The sequence below is a fragment of the Streptomyces sp. NPDC001663 genome (genome assembly GCF_042893105.1).
Taxonomy (GTDB): Bacteria; Actinomycetota; Actinomycetes; order Streptomycetales; family Streptomycetaceae; genus Streptomyces.
The window spans coordinates 59253-77430 of the sequence record NZ_JBIAUR010000030.1 but is presented as its reverse complement, the minus strand read 5'-3'; the positions used below and the strand labels follow the sequence as shown (position 1 = coordinate 77430).

The following is an 18178-nucleotide window of genomic DNA, read 5'->3' as shown; positions in this document are numbered from 1 at the left end:
CACGGCACGCAGCCCCGCCAGAGAGGCACCTACGACGACCAGTCGCCGGGATTCACTCATGACAGTCACTCCCCCACCAGCCGGAGGGCCTCGGTCCGCAGGACGAGAGCACCGTCACCGGGGGCCATGGACTCGCGGATGCCGAGGCCGGTGCACTTGCCCCGGTCGAGCAGGATCTTCATGTCTGGGTCGCCTCCTCGGGCGTCAGTGGTCTTGCGCGTCCGGGCCGGGGTGGACCGGACGCCTTCGTGTTCCGTTGACGGAGTCGGAGCGGAACCGCTCGGGTCCGCCGTCGGTCTCAACGTGGACGGTGGTGCTCCACACGTCTCCGGTGGGGTGTGCGCTCGGCACGGGTCTGCTGGGTGGCGTACGCGAGCATTTCGGTGCGGGCCGAGAGGCACGTCGGATCAAGCCGGACGCGTTTGCGTCATGGCAGTGAGTGCCTCGCGTACCTCGGGCCCCAGCTTCTGGGACGGCAGGGCGAATCCGAACAGGCGGGAGTAGAACCAGCCGTCGGCCGCCAGCCGTACCAGCGTGGCCTGCGCCGGATCGATGCCGTCGGTCTCGATCCGGTGCTGGAGCCGCGCGTAGTAGTCCCGGATGGGCGTCAGCAGGTCCGGCCCCAGGGTGGCCGCGGCGAGTACCGCGGCGGCCAGACGCTCGTGGCGGCGCCCCGTCTCCGAGGCCGGCGACTGCGTACTGCCGGTGAGGAAAGCGCGTACAGCAGCCCCGGGCTCCTCGTCCTGATGCTCCTCGTAGTCTTCGGCGAAGTGCCGCATCAACCGCTCCACCATCCCGGCGATCAAGGCGTGCTTGGTGCGGAAGTGATACAGCAGCCCGCCCTTGCTCACCCCGGCCGCCACCGCGACGCGCTCCAGCGTCAGGTTCACCGCTCCTTCGTCCAGGAGAACGTCCTCGGCCGCGTCGAGGATCTTGTCGCGTGCACCGGTCATGGGGAGCCCTCCATCGTGATGTACCGGATCGTCATGTACCGGTTGGGCGGTACAGCCCCGGCAGCCGTTCGCCAGTCGGGGTCGGCGATGTCGCCGACCGGCGGGCGGGTGCCCGCGCTGTATGGAATCCCCTGGTCATCGGCTCAGGTAGACCGACTTGTACGCGACGTAGGACGCGAGGCCCTCGGGGCCCAGCTCGCGTCCCAGGCCGCTGGCCTTGACGCCGCCGAAGGGGGCGCCGAGATCGATGTCGTAGAAGTTCACGCCGACCGTGCCCGTGCGGACCCTGCGGGCGATCTCGATGCCCTTGTCCTCGTCGGAGGTCCAGACGGTGCCGGCGAGGCCGTAGGGGGAGTCGTCGGCGATCGCCACGGCGTCGTCGATGTCGTCGTAGGGGATGACCGTGAGGACGGGGCCGAAGATCTCCTCACGGGCGACGGTGTGGGAGTTGTCGAGGTCGGCGAAGACCGTGGGTTCGATGAACCAGCCTCGCTCGAACGCCGCGGGCCGTCGGCCGCCGGTGACCACCCTTGCTCCGCCGGCCCTGCCCGCGGCGATGGCGGACTCCACCCGCTCACGCTGCCGGGAGGAGACCAGGGGGCCCAGCTGGGTGGCGGGATCGGAGGGATCTCCGATCTGCAGGGAGGCGGCGAGGTCGGCGATGGCGTCGACGACCTCGTCGTACCGCGAACGGGGTGCGAGGATACGGGAGTTGGTGTAGCAGGTCTGGCCGCTGTGGGCGAGGCAGACCCAGGTGAGTCCGCGTACCGTCCGGCCGAGGTCGGCGTCGTCCAGGACGATGGCCGCGCTCTTGCCGCCGAGTTCCAGGGTGACGGGTCGCAGCAGGCGGCCGCACACCTCGCCGATGGCGCGTCCGGCCTCGGTGGAACCGGTGAAGGCGACCTTGTCCACGCCCGGGTGGCTGACGAGGTACGCGCCGGCGTCGCGTCCGCCGGTGACGATGTTGATCACGCCGTCCGGGAGACCGGCCTCCTGTGCGGCGTCGGCGAACTGGAAGGCGTCGAGCACCGTCTCGGGCGCCGGTTTCACCACGACCGTGCAGCCTGCGGCGAGCGCGGGCGCGATCTTGAAGACGGCGAGGGACTGGGGATAGTTCCAGGGGACGACGGCGGCGACCACACCGACCGGTTCACGCCGGACCAGGGTGGTTCCGGTGCCGGAGGCGGCGGGGCGGCGCTCTTCCTGTGGGGTGGTGCGCGCCAGTTGGGCGAAGTGGCGCAGGACACGGGCCGGGTCCGGGCCCTCGACCGCGCTGGACCCCCAGATCGGCATGCCGTTCTCGGCGGTGACGATGCGGGCGGTTTCGTCGGCCCTGCGCTCCAGGGCGTCGGCGAAGCGGTCGATGGCCGCGGCCCTGGTCTCCACGTCCCAGGTCGCCCACGCCGACCTGGTCAGCGCGTGCCGGGCCGCGGCGACAGCGGCGTCGATGTCCGCGGGGGAGGTGTCCGGCGCGCGGCCCACCGGCTGTTCGGTGAAGGGCGAGATCACGGTGATGGTGTCCGGTGAGGTGCTCGGCCGCCACTCGCCTCCGATGAAGAGGTGCTCGCGCTGATACTGCAGCTCTGTTTGGTGTGACATGGGTCAGCTCCCAGGTAGTACGGGCTTGACACGCGAACCGACACCGGTTTCGCGCATACAGAGGTGGGACTTGCCGGGCGGACGGCTCCGATGAGGTCGCCCGGGGGGATCGGCCTCGGCGGGGAAGGGGAATCAGGGCCGCTCGTGCCGTTCCCTCACTGGTCCGGCGGCCGTCGTGGCGGTCATGAGGCGAGGGTGTCGGGCCGTCCGGAGAAGGGGCATCCAAGGGCGGCGCCGCCGGTCATCGCGTGACTCGCCGGGCCGACCTCCTCGATCTTGTAGCCGTCCGGGTAACTGCGCTCGGCGTAGACGGCCAGGGAGGCGGGCTCGGTGGAGGGCGGGAGGTGGCGCACCAGGGCCTTGCGTGCCTTGAGGATCGTCTCGACGGCGAACAGCGCGGTGTGGCTGGGGCGGGGCAGGCCGAGGGGACGCCGGATGTGCTCGGGAATCAGGGCGTCGACGATCTGGCGGGCCAGCTTCTTCGGGGTGCCGGGCAGCAGGTCGGCGGCCATGCGGTCGCGGTTGGCCATGGCCACCTGGTGTCCGCCCTCGCTGTAGGCGAAGTGCTGTGCCTCGTAGTCGTCCATGAACGCGGCCAGTTCGTCGTAGGAACCGGGGATGTCCTTGATGGCCATGTGGTTGCCCATGCCGCGGAAGAAGTAGTAGACGGCGGTGCGCTCGTGGCGGGTCAGGGGCCGCCAGCCGTACTGCTCGATGAAGCGGACGGGCGGGACGGCGAAGGTGGCCAGCACGTAGCGGAAGTCGTCGTTGGAGATGTCGTACGGCTTGTGGGCGCGGTTGATCTGCCGGACGGCCGCCCTGCCCCGGTCGGTGCCGAGCCCGTTGGCGAAGACCTCGCCGAGCAGGATCGTGGTGTCGTCGTTGCGCTTCTGCCCGCGCTCGGTGAACTCGCCGGTGGCGGCCAGCAGGTTGCCGATGCTCGGCACCGCGAAATCGGACAACTGCGCCAGCTCGATACCCAGGCCGTACTCGACCGGGAACTCGTGCAGGGCGATCAGCCGGAAGATGCGCTCACAGTCCTTCTCCGCGTCCAGCGACTCGATCTCCCTGAGCCGTGCATAGGGGTCCATGGTGCCCTCCAAGGGTGGTGATGTCTCCGTCTGCTTTGCACTGTACCGTCTAGACGGTACAGTAAGTCAAGCCTCGAAGCTCTCACCACTCGGGGCCCCGGAGAAAGGACGTCTCATGACCACCCATCCGCAGCCGTACTCATCTGCCAGGCGATGGCTGATCCTGGGGGTGCTGTGCCTGCCCCTGCTGGTGACCGTGATCGCGGCCACCGTGCTCAACGTCGCCCTGCCGGAACTGACCGAGCGGCTGGGCTCCTCCGCCGTGCAGTCCCTCTGGATCGTCGACAGCTATTCGCTGGTCCTGGCCGGCCTGCTCGTCGCGGGCGGCACCCTGGCGGACCGGGTGGGCCGCAAGCGCGCGCTGCTCATCGGCTGCGCGCTGTTCGGCGCCGTCTCGGTCGCCGCGGCCTTCGCCGGCTCGGCCCCCGAACTCATCGCGGCCCGCGTCGCGCTGGGCGCCAGTGCCGCCCTGATCATGCCGTCCACGCTCTCGGTCCTGCGCAACGTCTTCACCGACCAGCGCGAACTGGGCAGGGCGGTGGCGGTCTGGACCGCCGTGGGAGCCGCGGGCGCGGCGGCGGGACCGGTCGCCGGCGGACTGCTTGTCGAGCACTTCGGCTGGCAGGCGGCGTTCTGGTCGGCGGCGCCCGCAGCCGCCCTGTGCCTGCTCTTCGTCGCGATGTTCGTGCCCGAGTCCCGCGGCTACCGTGAGGGCAAGTGGGACGTGCTGAGCGCGCTGCTGTCGCTGGGCGGCATCGTCGGCGTGGTCTACGCCGTCAAGGAGGCCAAGGAGGGGATGTCCGCGGTCACCTTCGCCGCGCTCGCCGCCGGCGTCGTCCTGCTGGTCGTCTTCGTCCGCCGCCAGCGGCGTCTGCCCCATCCGCTGCTCGACCTGACGCTGTTCGCCGACCGCCGCTTCACGGTCGGCGCGGTGTGCGTCCTGCTGGGAATGTTCGTCCAGTTCGGTCCGATGTACTTCCTCAGCCAGCGCTTCCAGCTCATCCAGGGCTACGGCCCCATGGCCGCGGGCGCCGCCCTCGCTCCGATGATGCTCGCCGTCCTGCTCGCCACCCCCGTGTCGACACGGCTGATGGCCCGCTTCGGCCTGCGCTCCACATTGGTGGCCGGATTCGGGACGGCGATCGCCGGCCTGCTCGTGCTGGCGGCAGCACCCGCCTCGGCGGGCTACTGGCCGCTGGGCCTGGGCCTGGCGGTGCTGGGACTGGGTGCCGGAATCGCCGTGATCGCCGCGACCACCACCCTCATGCAGGTGGCCCCGCCCGAGCGGGCCGGAGGCGCCGCCGCCGTCCAGGAGACCGGCTACGAACTCGGCGCCGCCCTCGGCGTCGCGATCCTCGGCAGCCTCATGAACCTCGCCTACCAGGCCGGCATGCCCGACCTCACCGGCGTCCCGACGGCCGTGCAGCACGCCGCCCGCGATTCACTGGCCGCGGCCACCCACGCCGCCGACTCCCTGGGCGGAACGCCGGGGGCGGACCTGCTGAGCCACGCCCACCACGCCTTCCTCGACGGACTCACCGTCATCCACCTGGCCTGCGCCGGCCTCCTCGCCCTCGCCGCGATAGCGGCCCACGCCCTGCTGCGTACGTCACCGGAGACCAAGTCGACCGACACCCCGGTGTCAACGCACTGAGCTCCTCACCAACCCCGTTCTCCACACCCCGTCCGACGGCGCCACATTCCCAGCAGTCGCAGACAGAACCAGCAGTCGGCCATCGACCGCACCAGGACGGCTCGCGCAGGATCGGCCCCGTCGGCCCCGATCCTGCGCCGCAACCCCGCGCGGTGCCGGGCACGGTCGGCCCGCCGCTGCCCGGCCAGGAGATCGGCGTCATCTCCGCGGACGGCGGTCTGCTCCCGCCCGGCACCACCGGCGAGGTCGTCGTCCGCGGCCCGAACGTCATGCGCGGCTACCGACGTGGGACGCGTCGACGACGACGGCTACCTCACTCTCGTCGACCGGGTGAAGAACATGATCATCAAGGGCGGGGAGAACCTCTACCCCAAGGAGATCTAGTCGATGCTGTACGGCCATCCGGCCGTTTTGGAAACCGCCGTCGTCGGCGTGCCGGACCCTGTCTACGGCGAGGTCCCCGGCGCCTACGTCGTCACCTATCCCCACGTGCCGGTCACCGCCGACGACCTGTTCGACCAATGCCGGCAGCACCTCACCAAGATCAAGCTGCCGGTCGAGATCCATCTGACGGGAGCGCTGCCGAAGAACCCGGTCGGGAAGATCGACAAGCCCTTTCCCCGGAAGTCGCTCCAGAGGGGCCCCTTCCGCACCAGAAGACCGGCTGCTGAGCGTTCGCGCCCCGCCTCTCCCGCCGCCCCGCGAACAGTCGCCGGGCGGATAGTTCCCCCTTGCCGCAAAGGAGCCGCATCATGGGGTTCAAAACGGGTATTTCCCTCCTGTCGATCCGGAGTCGTTCCTTCGCAGACCCCTGCTCGAACGCATGAGGACACTCGCGCTCCACTGAGTACGGCTTCGGCACGCCCAAGATGATCCACGCGACCTACGCCGTGAAAGTCCTCGTCCTCCACGTCCTCGTCGGTACTGCGGCTGCGACCGCGAGTTGCGGGGCCGGTCCGTTCTGGGACGCCGGCTCTGGTGGAACGTGCTCATCGTGTACGAGAAGCCGGTGCTGTGGACGGTGCTCCTGGAGGTGGTCGGAGTGGCCGGGTCCTGGGGGCCGCTCGCCGGAAAGTTCAAGCCGATGACCGGGGGCATCCTGTTCTGGGTGCAGCCCGGGAGGATCCCGCTGCGGCCGTGGCGCCGGGTGCCGTTCACGAACGGCGACACCCGGACGGTCCTCGACGTCGCGCTCTATCTCGCCCTGCTCGGCTGCCTGGCCGCCGCGATCGCGTTGCCCGGCGACGACGTGTCGGGCCTTGTCGAGCCGGCGCTGCCCATCCCGGTGATGACGCTCCTGGTGCTGTGCGGGCTACGGGACAATACGCTCTTCCTCGCCGTCCGGGGGGGGGAGCAGTACCTGCCCGCGATGTACTTCTTCGCGTTCCTGCCGTTCACCGACATGATCGTCGCGCTCAAGCTGCTGATCGTGGTCGTCTGGATCGGCGCGGGTGTGTCGAAGATGGGCCTGCGCTTCTCCAACGTCGTCGCACCGATGGTCTCCAACTCCCCGTGCGTGCCCGCCAGGTGGTTCAAGCGCGCCCACTACCGGGACTTCCCGCGCGACGTCCGCCCCTCAAAGACGGCCAGCAGCCATGGCGCATGCGGGCGGCACGTTGGTGGAGATCTCCAGCCCGCTGGTCCTGCTGTTCTCCACCGACCGGGCGGTGACGCTGGCGGCCGTCGGGCTGATGGTGGCCTTCCATCTGTTCATCATCACGACCTTCCCGCTAGCGGTACCGCTTGAATGGAACCTGCTGTTCGCCTACGCCACGGTCTTCCTGTTCTGGGCTTTCCCCACCTGGGACGGCTGCAGGGTCGGTGACATGGCGTCACCCTTGCTGACAGCGGCCGTGATTGCCGGACTCGCCTTCCTCCCGGTCCTCGGCAATCTCCGGCCGGACCTGGTGTCCTTCCTGCCCTCGATGCGGCAATACGCCGGGAGTGGGTCGTGGAAGGCGACATCAAAGCCTGCTTCGACGAGATCTCGCACGCCGCCCTGATGGACCGGGTGTGAGCTCGCGTCGGGGATAAACGCCTCCTGCCCCTGGTGAAGGCGTTCCTGAAGTCCGGCATCCTCGGTGAGGACCGGGCGTTCAGGGAAACCAGCGCCGGAACCCGGCAAGGATCAATCCTCTCCCCGTTGCTCAGCAACGGGCCCTCTCCGTTCTTGACAAGCACTTCGCCCAGGGGCCGGGAGATCCGGCGAGCACCTTCAACGACTGCCGCAAGCGCCGCCGTCGCGGACTGCCGAAGTACCGGCTGATCCGTTACGCCGATCTATGCCGAGTTCGGCATAGGTCCGCTTATGCCGCTTGCCGGGTTATGCCGACTGCGGGGGCGGGAGCATGATGAGCTCGGAGTCTGGCCCGAAGCGGTCGGCATAACCTGTGCTGTTGTTCAGAGTCCTTCGAGGAACGCGAGCAGGGTGTCCGGGGCGGTGTAGCGTCCGGGTGGGCTGCCGGATGGGGCCGTGCGGGCGAGCGCGCGTTCTTTGATGCGCATGTCGGCGTGCAGATAGATTTGTGTGGTTTCGGTCGATTCATGGCCGAGCCAAAGCGCGATCACCGATATGTCAACTCCAGCGTGCAGAAGAGCCATCGCGGTGCTGTGCCGCAGCGTGTGCGGGGTGACGTGCTTGCTGGCCAACGACGGGCAGGTGGCCGCGGCGGTGCGGGTGTGCTTGGCGACGAGGTGTTCGACGGCATCCCGGCTGAGCGGGGTGCCGCGGCGGGTCGGAAACAGCGGGTCGCCCTGCTCGCCGCCGTGCTCCTTCAGCCAGGTCTTGAGCACCTTGACGGTTGCGCCGGTCAGCGGTGTGCACCGGTCCTTGCGCCCCTTGCCGTGACAGCGCAGGTGAGGGCCGGTGCCGAGGTGGACGTCCTGGAGGGTGAGGCGGGTCAGCTCGCTGACGCGCAGCCCGGTGTGGACGGCGGTCAGCAGCAGGGCGTGATCGCGCCGTCCGGTCCAGGTGGTGCGGTCCGGGGCGGCGACCAGGGCGTCGGTCTCCGTGGTGGTCAGGTAGTTGACGATGGCCCGGTCGAAGCGTTTGGGCGGGATCGCCAGCACCCGTTGGATGACCGCCGCGTGCTCGGGGGCTCGCAGGGCCGCGTAGCGGAAGAACGAACGGATGGCGGCCAGGCGGGCGTTGCGGGTCGCGGCGGTGTTGCCGCGGACGGTTTCCAGGTGCTGGAGGAACGCGCCGATCGCCGGTGCGTCCAGGTCGGCGATGCTCAAGCGGGCCGGCCGGCGGCCGGTGCGCTGTTCTGTGAAGCCGAGCAGGAGGGTGAAGGTGTCCCGGTAGGCGGCGATCGTATGCGTGCTGGCCTGGCGCTGGAGCATCAGCTTGTCGGTGAAGAAGCCCTGCAGCAGGGGTGCGAGGTCGCTCATGGCCGGCCTCCGAGGCTGTGCTCCAGGCGGGCGGCGGCCAGCGCGAGGAGTTCGGGCGAGCCGGAGAGATACCAGTAGGTGGACTTCGGGTCGGCGTGACCGAGGTAGGTGGTCAGCAGCGGCAGCCTCGCCTGCACGTCAGCGCCGTCCGCGTACCAGTTCAGCAAGGTGGTGGTCGCGAAGGTGTGGCGAAGATCGTGCAGGCGGGGCCTGCGGCGCCCCTCACCTGCGGTGATTCCCGCGGTGTCGAGGAGGAGGGGGAAGGTGTGCGGGAGGTTGTGGGCATCGAGCCGGGTACCGCGAGTGGAGATGAGGAAGGCCACGGTGCTCGGGACGGGCCGTCGGCGGTCACGTTCGCGGGCGTATGCCCGCAGTGCGGCGGTGGTGCTGGCGTGCACGGGAACCTGCCGGGACTTGCCGAACTTCGTATCCCTCACGGTCAAAAGGCCGTCGGCGAGATCGACGTCGGTGCGGTCCAGGCCGCAGGCTTCGGAAGTGCGTAGTCCCGTGACGGCCAGCAGGCCGATCAGGGTGTGCCAGGTGCGAGCCCGAAAGGCCGGTTGGAGCAGGCCCGTTGCCTCCAGCAGGGCGGACAGCTCGGCCGGGGTGAACAGGTGCGGGGTGATGCGCCGGTAGTGGTGGGGCAGGGCGTCATCGGGAGGGACCTCGGTGGCCGGTTCCAGGGTCTTCAGGTGCCGGGCGAAGATCCGCACGACCATGAGGCGGCGGCTCCAGTGCACTTGATCGGTGCTGTGGGGCGTGTCCGTTGCCCAGGCGAGCGCCGCCTCGGTGGTGAGGACGGTGACGCCGGTGTGTTCCAGGTAGCTGACGAAGCTCATCAGCTTCTCGCCGAAGGTGGTCAGCTTGAACCCCAGTCGGCGGCGCATGGCCAGGTACTCTTCCGCGTGCTGCCGGATCGTGGTCATCGCCCGCCGCCTTCCGGCCAGGGCTGGGCCAGGGTCCGCAGGGCCGCGTGGTCGACCTTGGCGTAGACCGTGGTACTCAACTGGCTGCGGTGCCGCAGCACTTGTCCTACTTCGGGCAGCGGGGCCCCGGCCCGCAAGATGGTGGTGGCCAGCGTGTGACGGAGCCGGTGGGCTCCGAGCCTCGGCAGGCCGGCCCTCGCGCAGGCCCGTCCCATGATCGCCCGGATGCACGACGCATCCAGCGCCTGGTAGGGAGCCCGGGACGTGACGAACACGGCCGTGGCCGAACAGCGAGGGCGTGCGCCGGTGATGTAGTCGGCCAGCACCTCACCGGCCTCGGCCGTCAGCGGCAGCCGCTCGACGCGAGAACCCTTGCCCCGCACCGCTACTTCTCCCGCATGCCAGTCGATGTCGGCCATCTGGAGCGCGGCGACTTCCGCACCACGCAACCCCAGCCGCGCGAGCACCGTCAGCACCGCCCGATCCCGCCGTCCCGTCCCAGTCCGCGGGTCCGGGGCGGCCAGCAGCGCGGTCACCTGCTGCGACGCCAGGCCGCGGGGCAGGGAATCCAGCCGCCAGCCCGCCACCGCGGGGACCGCCCCGGTCAGCGGAGCCGGGATCCGGCCATCCACATGCAGGTAGCGCAGCAGCGAACGGACCGCGGTCACCAGGGCCTTCGCCGACCAGACGCTCTCGGACTCCGCGGTGTGCCGGACCATGAACGCGGTGACCCGCGCGGCATCCAGCCGGGCCAGTGACTCCTCCAGCGGTGCCGGCAAGGCGGTGAGGAACTTGCGTGCCTGGCTGCAGTAGCAGCGGACGGACTCGCCCGCCAGACCCCGCTCTCCGTGCAGGTAGGCGGCGTAATCCGTCAGGAGTTCGTGCACCTCATCGTCGGCGGGCGCGGCCGGGACCGGCACCACATCGGCGTTCCGCAACACCTTGACCACCGCGCCCAGAGACCGCCGGGGCACCGACTCCGAGTGGCACACTGCCCGCCGGAAGACCAGGAACTCCTCCGCCCTCGGCGGCGTCAGCCCGGCCGCAGTGATCTCCCGCCGGTCCATCCAGGTGCTCAGGCGCCTCATCATGCGTACCGCGTCCGTCACCGACGCCGCCGCGTAGCCCAGGGACGTCAACTCCGTACGCAGCAACGGCTCGTACGGCGCCAACGGCCCCGTCATCACCAACGGCACCGGTCCACGGCGCCGCTCTCTGCTCACGTTCATGATCTTCTCCCGTCTGCAGGCAACTCGCCTACACAGACAGGGATATGGGTCCTCGCGAGCGGCGGCCGCTGGTTATGCTGAAGCTTTCGAGACCGGACACCCGGTCCGTCATGCTCCCGCCCCCGCAGTCGGCATAACCCGGCAAGCGGCATAAGCGGACGACTGGAGCCTGGTGGTGTTCGCCACCAGGGCCGGCGCGGAGGCGCTCAAGGAAGAGGCGGCCGATGTCCTCTCCACGATGGGCTTGCGCCTACCGCCGGAGAAGACACTGGTCACACACTTCGACGAGGGCCTCGACTTCCTCGGCTGGCGCATCCAGCGCCACCGTAAACGAGGCGCCAACGAGTACTACGTCTACACCTGCCCGTCCCGCAAGGCCCTCGCGACCGTGATGGCCAGGTCAAGACGCAGTGCCGCAAAACAGGCACCGACCTGCCGTTGACGCCCTGCTCATCTGCCTCAACCGGATACTGCGGGGCTAGTGCGCCTGCTTCCGGCCGAGAGTGTCCAGCGCCACTTTCCAGTACCTGAGCTCCTACGAAAGTGCGCACGACGCGCTACTGCTACCGGGGCTCAGTCATCTCTTCGCCATGGCTGACCGCGGGATGAGGGCAACACCCTTGGAATTCATGGGCCTTGTGGAGCACCCGTTGCGTTGAGAGGCGCACGGCGGGTGCGGAAAGCGGTCCAGAGAAGCGGCCCGGTCGAGGGGCCGGGACCGCGCTCCGGGCCGACTTCACGGCCTGGAGCTGGACGATCCGGGCTTCGACTACTCGGTTAATCGGTGCTCAGCGAGTTCCGCGACCGCATGGCCAGGGTGACCGTGCAGACCGGCTGCTCACCGTGATGGTCGAGCGGCTCGCGGCCGCGGGCCTGCTCAAACGGCGCGGTCTGCTACGTACCAATTCCACACACATGCTTGCCGCGGTACGTCGGCTCAACCGCGGCGAACTGGTCGCTGAGACCCTGAGGCTGGCCCTGGAAGAACTCGCGGTGCACGCCGAGGACTGCCTCGCCTGCCTCATCACACCGCAGTGGGCCGACCGGTACGGCCGTCCGGTCCGCTACGACCGGCTGCCGCGTGGAGGACCTGCCCGACGACACCTACCTGTCGATGTCCACCGGGACCAATTAACACGACCGGCTGCGCCGGTGGAGCCGGCACCAGCGCACGGTCCCGCCGCAGATCGCTGGCCGTCACCATCCGCACCGCCCGCCACACCGTGATCACCGCGACCGGCACAGGGGTAGGCCAGAGGTGCCAGGCCCGCTCCTGTGATCTACCGGGCCATCCCGCATCCCCGCGAACTGGCCCCGCCGCACAGCCCGACCAAAATCCAGCGCCGACGCGTCAAACGCCTGATCTCGACCTTCGCCTACAACCCGACAAGGAAGAACACTCCGATCCCCCACGCGAAATTCACCATCACGATCACCACAGCCACGGATCGAACATTGCGATGGAGGCCCTAAACTTCCGCCACTCCACGGCGACCCCACCGAACCGCTTGACAGCTGCCCCGAACCGCCAAACTTCCCGGTCATGTGCCAAAATCTACGTCCAGCACATGTTGACCGCAGCCGGAATAACATCGTCCGCCTCAGCGAATGCTTCCCGCCGGGCACCACACCCGAGCATCCCTTACACCCAACGAGTCAACTGCAGCAGCTCTCCCAAAGGTTGACGAGCTGAAGATCGCCAACAGCATCCGGAGCTGCGGACAGAGCCAAATTCAAAGATCTCCATCACCGGAGGAGTCTCCACCGCACCGGTGCCAGAGGCGCCGACCGTCCCCGTGGAAGTTCATGGCGACCTCGTCAACTCCATACTCCCCACCGCCGGAACGCGGCTCGAGAAGGAGACGAGCCAGGAATGGTGCGAGGAGATGACCGGGCCCGCCCACCCGGACGAGGCCATCCTGGCACCCACCCATCGCCCCTCCTACTCACACCCGTCGTCGTCTACCTCAAGGGCGAGCAGAACACCGCCACCCACGGTGACACACGGCCAGCTCCGCCCGGTGACCGCGGAGGAGGGCGAGGCCCGCCCGGTACTGGAGCGCAGGCTCCAGAGGACCGGCTTGTCATCCGTCGACCATGGGTCCGCAACCCACCCGCCCCACTCTTCGTCACCCGGGAAGAAGCCTGCTGCTCGGCAACTCAGCCGGCAAGTAGGCGACTCCCAGGGCTCCGTCGAGCTGGTCTGTGTGGGAGAACGGTCGTCGGGAACGGCTCGACATCCCGCACCCTTCTCTTGACGCGGGAGGTCCGCGCAAGGCATTCAGGCGGGCTCGGTGGGGGGCTCGCTCATGGCGAGCCGTCGCCGCATGATCTTGCCCGTCGAGGTTGTCGGCAATTCCTCGACGAAGTGGACGGCACGGGGCACCTTGTAGGCGGCGAGCTGTGCCCGACAGTGCGCGAGCAGTTCGTCCGCGCCGGCGCCCTGGCCGGGGCGGAGCACGACATACGCCTCCGCGAGTTCACCCTTCACGTCGTCCGCGCGCTTGCCGACGGCGACCATCGAGACGGCGGGATGGGCGCTGAGTACCCGCTCGATCTCCGCCGGATACACGTTGTAGCCGGCGGTGAGAATCATGTCCTTGCGGCGGTCTACGACGAAGAGGTGGTTCGTGGCGGAGCGATGGGCGATGTCACCGGTGCGGAGCCAGCCGTCGGGGAGCAGCACCTCGCGGGTCGCCTCCTCACGCCCCCAGTAGCCGGACATGACGATGGGGCCGCGGACCATCAGTTCACCCTCCTCACCCGGAGGAAGCCGGCGCCCCGGGTCGTCGAGGTCGAACACGTCGACGTCGACACCTGGGAGGGCGACGCCTATCGAGCCGTGGACAGGCGGCACCACGACGGGGTGGGTGGTGCCCAGACCGGCGAGTTCGGTCATCCCCCAGAGTTCGACGAGCGGCGCATGGGTGCGCTCCTCCCATTCACGCATGGACTCGATCGCCATCGTCTGACCGCCCACGGTCGACCGCGTCAGCGACTTCAGGGCGCGCCGGCCGACGTCCTCGTGCGCGAGCAGCGCCGCGTACATCGCCGGCACCCCCTCGAAGAGTTGTGCGTCGTGCCGTTCGATGAGCTCCAGCGCCTCGCCTGCCTCGAACCGCGGTTGCAGCACGACGGTTCCGCCGGTGAGGAGGGTCGCGTGCACCGCGACGTTGCCGTACACGTGGGGAAGCGGGAGCGCCGTGACCATCGTCTCGCCGGCCTGGCGTCCGTGCATCGTCGCGGTCGACACGACGTTCGTCACGATCGCCACGCTCGGCTGGACGGCGCCCTTCGGGTGTCCTGTCGTCCCGGAGGTATAGGCGATCGCGCCGATCTCCGCCGGCTCGATCCCCAGCGGCTGGGCGGGTCCGTCATCCGTGAGCAGCTCGTCGAACGCCTCGCACCCGGGCGGCGGATCGTCGAAGGCGATCACCGCGTCGAGCTGCGGGCAGCGCTCCCGCACAGCCCCGAGCCGGTCGCCCGCGCCGATGATCGCGGTGACGCCCGCGTCGGCGACGACGTACGCGACCTCGTCGGCGGTCAGAAGTACGTTGAGCGGGTTGACGACGAACCCGGCTTTGAGAATCCCGTGGTACGCGACAAGCCATTCCCATCGGTTGCCCGCGTACAGCGTGATCCGTGCCCCGTGCTCCCAGCCGCGCCCGGCGAGGCCTGTGGCGACCCTCGCGCTGAGGTCGTCGAGCTCGCGGAAGGTGAGCGAACGACCAGCGGTGACAAGAGCGGTGCGCTCACCGTACCGGTGCGCGAGAAGCGGGAGAAGGCTGGCGAGACTACGCATCGGAACTCCTGCGATCGGCTCGGGTGGTTGCCTTGACGCTACGAGCCCGGCGCACCCACCACCACCTCCGAACGGAGGTGCCGGAGTCCGAGACGGCTCGGTAGTGTGCTCGTCGGATGAGCAGCGAAAGTCCTCGCGAAATCCATCCTGCCCACGTGCCAGATCTGCGAGGTGGACTGTGATCGAGCATGAAAACCTCGACCTGGGAAACCGCCGTCTCGTGAGTTTCGCCGACGTACTTCATGCAGCTCGTGTGGCAGAACTCTCGGTGACGTCACCGGTGTCCCTCGACCGCCGTCGAAATGCATTGATCGAGAGCGTTCTCTGCTTTGTGCAGTCGCGCGGTGACGTGGTCTGGTTCGCCGGCGCAGGCGAGGCGGACCACCTTCTGCTTCGCCACGTCGTGGGCAATACCACCGATGAGCTCCACAACCTTCAGGTCGTCCATGGAACGGGAATTACCGGACGCGCTTTCACTACCGGCGCGCCCGCCGTCGCCCTCGACTACTTCGGGGACAGCACCATCACCCACGAATACGATTCGACCGTGGCGGCCGAGAAGATCAACAGAATGATCGCCGCACCGGTACGCGCCGGTCATGGGCTTCACGGCGTCGTCACGCTGGCCATGCGTGGTGACGGGACAGTGGGTGATCGTGCGATCGATCGCGTCACCGCCGCGGCCGTGGAGTTGGGTTCCGCGCTCGACGTGATGCTGTCGAACGAGCAACTGGTGGTCGCCTCGGTGAATCAGGAGCGTCGACGTGTGGCGGCCGAACTGCACGATCGGGTGGGGGCACTGCTGTTCGCGCTCGGTGCCAAGTTGCAGGGGCTGAGTGCTCGCCTCGAAGACGACCCGGACCTCTTCAGGGAAATACAAGGCATGCAGCAGGACGCCGCCGCCGCTGGTCTTGCGCTGCGAGAGGCCGTTGAGAGGTTCGACTCCCCACCTGACGCGGCGGCGTTGACGACGGCGCTGGCCGACGACTGCACCCGTTTCGAGGAACGCACCGGTATCGGCACTCAACTCATGGTGCTGTCCCATGTCGAAGCACTGGACAGTGTGCGTCGGCATGTCGTCGTCGGCGCGATTCGTGAGGCGCTGCGGAATGTGGAGAAACACTCGGACGCCACGCTGGTCGTGGTCACCGTGACCGACAATCCTCGGGGCCTGTCCGTCACGGTCAACGACAACGGGGATTTCAAGGCCATGCCCATGAGTGACCAGGCGACTCCCGAAGGCCGCGGACTGTGCATGCACCGGTCGCGCGTCGAGCAGTTGGGAGGCACCCTCCGGGCCGGCACCACGGACGAGGACGAGGACTCGACCTACTCCTTCCGAGTCTGGATCCCCAGGTGAGCCGAATGCCGACCTCCTCACCGACGGGGAAGACCCCGAGCGTCCTGATCGTCGACGACCACCCCATCGTCGTCGACGGGGTCAGGGCTCTGCTCGGCGAACGCTTCCGCATCGTGGGCTCGGCGCACGACGGGCGGGCGGCCATCACCCAGGCGCGAGAGAGTCGGCCGGACCTCGTGGTTCTCGACGTCCGCCTTCCGGATCTGAGCGCCGGCGAAATCGTGCGCGGTATCCGCGACATGTGCCCCACGACGTCGATCCTGCTGTTCACCGCGCACGCTTCGAGCCTCGCGGCGATGGACGCACTCACCGCCGGCGCCGACGCCTCGCTGCCGAAGGACGCCGGTTCCACGCACCTGGTCCAGGCCTTGCAGGCTCTGGCCGCAGGCAGGCCACCACAGCCTCCGGCGGTGATCAGGTCCTCCGTCGGCATCAGACCGCTCGGCGTCGAACTCACCCCCCGACAGCGGGAGATCCTTCGGCACGTCGCCGCCGGTGAGACCAATCGGGAAATCGCGGAAGCTCTCGGGCTCACCCCCAACACGGTGAAGTCCTACTGGCAGCAGGTCCTCCAGAAGCTCGGTGCCCGCAACCGTGTCGAAGCGCTCCTGCTGGCACAGGACCTTCTCGTGCACTGAGTGCCTCCGGCACTCCGCACTCCGCACAACGCGCGGCACCCGACACATCCCAGTGCAAGGAGACAGCCATGTCCGAAGTGCCCAGCGGGCAGAGCACGAGATGCCCGGAACAGGGCGAGGCCGAGAAGGGCGCGGTGAGGAACGTCGACCGCGCAGGCACCGTCGAGACCCGCGGAGTCGACTTCGTACCGGACGACGAGCGACACGGACGCCCGACGGAAATGTTCTTCGTGTTCCTCGGCGCCAACGTCAGTTACGTCTACCTCCTGATCGGAGGCACGCTCGTTCTCCTCGGCCTGAGCGTCGTGCAGTCGCTGGCGATCGTTTTCACCGCGAACGTGATGTGGCTGCTCGTCGGCCTGCTCGGGGTGAGCGGCACCGCGTCCGGAACTCCGAGCGTCATCGTCACCAGGGCCCAGTACGGCGTCAAGGGGAACCGGATCAGCTTCGCCGGTCTCAACTGGCTCACCACCGTCGGTTACGAGGGCGTCAACGTGGCCATCTCGTCGTTGGCCTGTTATGCGCTGCTGTCGACCCTCGGGATCAGCGTCTCGGTTGTCCTGAAAGTCGTCATCGCGGTGGGGCTGGGTCTCATCAGTTTCGTCGTGAGCTTCTACGGCCACGCGACCATCGTTCGCTTCAGCGGAGTTCTCTGTATCGCCTTCGGGGCGGTACTCCTGACTCTCGGGATATTCGTGGCCGTCAAGGCACACGGCGCGGCCGACGGGTTCGTCCCCTTGAGCGGCTCGGACAAATGGATTGCCGTCCTGCTGGGAATCACCGTCGTCAGCGCCGGCCCGTACTCGTGGGGCACGGCAGCCGACTACAGCCGCTACCTGCCGAAGAGCACCTCCCCCGCGTCGATCATCGGCTGGACGGCCCTGGGTGGCTACCTGCCGGTGGTGGGCCTCGAAGTCATCGGAATCTACGCGGGCACCCTGGTCGACATGAGCGATCCGCTGACGTCACTGGGACAGGTCCTCCCGATGTGGTTCTACCGGGTGTTCCTCATCGTGGCCGTCCTCGGCCTGACCGCGAACAACGTGTTGAACATCTACTCGTCCGGGCTCGCACTCCAGGCCATAGGGGTACCGCTGAAGCGGACGAAAACCGTCCTGATCGACGCCGCTCTCGGTGGCGTTCTGTGCTACATCCTCCTGACGACGACGTTCCTTTCCACGTTCAGCAACCTCCTGGTCCTGAGCGTCACCTACCTCGGGCCGCTCCTGGTCGTCTACGCGGCAGACCTTCTGCTCCGACGGTCGAGGTACGACGGACTGCTCCTCAACGACGAAAACTCCAGTTCGCGCTACTGGTATCGCGCGGGATTCAATCCGGTCGGTATGGCGGCGCTGGTGGCCGGAACCGCGACTTCGCTGCTCTGCCTGAACACCACCATGTGGGTCGGCCCGGTCGCTCACGCCTTGGGAGGTGCGGACATCTCGTTCGCCGCCGGCCCAGGAGTGAGCCTGGTGATCTATTCCCTTGGAATGCGCAAGAACATCCGAGTCCACAACAACTTCGGGGCGGTGTAGG

Annotated in this window: 15 protein-coding genes and 1 pseudogene; 9 read left to right on the top strand and 7 right to left on the bottom strand. The window is 68.5% G+C overall.

The annotated features are described in order from the left end of the window. Positions 1-407 precede the first annotated feature (407 nt). The 3 genes from ACFY1L_RS53070 to ACFY1L_RS53060 all read right to left on the bottom strand — a co-directional run bounded on the left by ACFY1L_RS53070 (position 408) and on the right by ACFY1L_RS53060 (position 3643). Complete coding sequence (locus tag ACFY1L_RS53070) at positions 408-953, bottom strand: TetR/AcrR family transcriptional regulator (RefSeq protein WP_388842772.1); 546 nt, start codon at positions 951-953, stop codon at positions 408-410. 135 nt (positions 954-1088) lie between these two features. Continuing rightward, positions 1089-2552 (bottom strand): aldehyde dehydrogenase, encoded by a 1464-nt coding sequence (locus ACFY1L_RS53065; protein ID WP_388842771.1) that lies wholly within the window; start codon positions 2550-2552, stop codon positions 1089-1091. Positions 2553-2734: 182 nt separating this feature from the next. After that, the gene (locus ACFY1L_RS53060; protein ID WP_388842770.1) at positions 2735-3643 is read right to left on the bottom strand and encodes an oxygenase MpaB family protein; all 909 of its coding nucleotides are present in this window, start codon (positions 3641-3643) and stop codon (positions 2735-2737) included. Between the two features lie 115 nt (positions 3644-3758). Here ACFY1L_RS53060 and ACFY1L_RS53055 point away from each other — a divergent pair, with 115 nt between their 5' ends. From ACFY1L_RS53055 to ACFY1L_RS53035, 5 genes and pseudogenes are all read left to right on the top strand, one after another. Beyond that, positions 3759-5297, top strand: coding sequence for an MFS transporter (locus tag ACFY1L_RS53055; protein ID WP_388842769.1), 1539 nt, complete (start codon positions 3759-3761; stop codon positions 5295-5297). 152 nt (positions 5298-5449) lie between these two features. After that, positions 5450-5518, top strand: a pseudogene (locus ACFY1L_RS53050) (hypothetical protein); the annotation flags it as partial. A 166-nt stretch (positions 5519-5684) separates the two neighbouring features. Beyond that, positions 5685-6170, top strand: coding sequence for a hypothetical protein (locus ACFY1L_RS53045; RefSeq protein ID WP_388842768.1), 486 nt, complete (start codon positions 5685-5687; stop codon positions 6168-6170). A gap of 136 nt (positions 6171-6306) precedes the next feature. Beyond that, positions 6307-7044: a DUF3556 domain-containing protein gene (locus ACFY1L_RS53040; protein ID WP_388842767.1), complete on the top strand. Its 738-nt coding sequence runs from the start codon at positions 6307-6309 to the stop codon at positions 7042-7044. Further along, entirely contained in the window at positions 6935-7300 is a 366-nt protein-coding gene (locus tag ACFY1L_RS53035) for a DUF3556 domain-containing protein (RefSeq protein WP_388842773.1), read from the top strand. Before ACFY1L_RS53040 ends, ACFY1L_RS53035 begins: the two co-directional genes overlap by 110 nt. Before the next feature lie 397 nt (positions 7301-7697). On the opposite strand, the gene ACFY1L_RS53030 is transcribed toward ACFY1L_RS53035, so the two are convergent. From ACFY1L_RS53030 to ACFY1L_RS53020, 3 genes are read right to left on the bottom strand one after another with little or no spacing between them, the layout of a single operon-like run. Next, positions 7698-8687, bottom strand: coding sequence for a tyrosine-type recombinase/integrase (locus ACFY1L_RS53030; RefSeq protein WP_388842766.1), 990 nt, complete (start codon positions 8685-8687; stop codon positions 7698-7700). After that, positions 8684-9613 carry a tyrosine-type recombinase/integrase gene (locus ACFY1L_RS53025; protein ID WP_388842765.1) on the bottom strand — a complete coding sequence of 310 codons (930 nt, stop codon included), beginning with the start codon at positions 9611-9613 and terminating at the stop codon, positions 8684-8686. Before ACFY1L_RS53025 ends, ACFY1L_RS53030 begins: the two co-directional genes overlap by 4 nt. After that, on the bottom strand, positions 9610-10842 hold the full coding sequence (locus tag ACFY1L_RS53020) for a site-specific integrase (protein WP_388842764.1): 1233 nt from the start codon (positions 10840-10842) through the stop codon (positions 9610-9612). Before ACFY1L_RS53020 ends, ACFY1L_RS53025 begins: the two co-directional genes overlap by 4 nt. A 175-nt stretch (positions 10843-11017) precedes the next feature. Here ACFY1L_RS53020 and ACFY1L_RS53015 point away from each other — a divergent pair, with 175 nt between their 5' ends. After that, positions 11018-11284: a hypothetical protein gene (locus tag ACFY1L_RS53015; RefSeq protein ID WP_388842763.1), complete on the top strand. Its 267-nt coding sequence runs from the start codon at positions 11018-11020 to the stop codon at positions 11282-11284. A 1839-nt stretch (positions 11285-13123) separates the two neighbouring features. Here ACFY1L_RS53015 and ACFY1L_RS53010 read toward each other — a convergent pair. Beyond that, positions 13124-14644 (bottom strand): class I adenylate-forming enzyme family protein, encoded by a 1521-nt coding sequence (locus tag ACFY1L_RS53010; RefSeq protein WP_388842762.1) that lies wholly within the window; start codon positions 14642-14644, stop codon positions 13124-13126. A gap of 178 nt (positions 14645-14822) precedes the next feature. Here ACFY1L_RS53010 and ACFY1L_RS53005 point away from each other — a divergent pair, with 178 nt between their 5' ends. The 3 genes from ACFY1L_RS53005 to ACFY1L_RS52995 all read left to right on the top strand — a co-directional run bounded on the left by ACFY1L_RS53005 (position 14823) and on the right by ACFY1L_RS52995 (position 18177). Continuing rightward, positions 14823-16004: a sensor histidine kinase gene (locus ACFY1L_RS53005; protein ID WP_388842761.1), complete on the top strand. Its 1182-nt coding sequence runs from the start codon at positions 14823-14825 to the stop codon at positions 16002-16004. A gap of 5 nt (positions 16005-16009) precedes the next feature. Next, positions 16010-16642, top strand: a complete 633-nt coding sequence (locus tag ACFY1L_RS53000) for a response regulator (protein ID WP_388842760.1) — start codon at positions 16010-16012, stop codon at positions 16640-16642. A gap of 68 nt (positions 16643-16710) precedes the next feature. Further along, positions 16711-18177, top strand: a complete 1467-nt coding sequence (locus ACFY1L_RS52995) for a purine-cytosine permease family protein (RefSeq protein WP_388842759.1) — start codon at positions 16711-16713, stop codon at positions 18175-18177. Position 18178 lies beyond the last annotated feature (1 nt).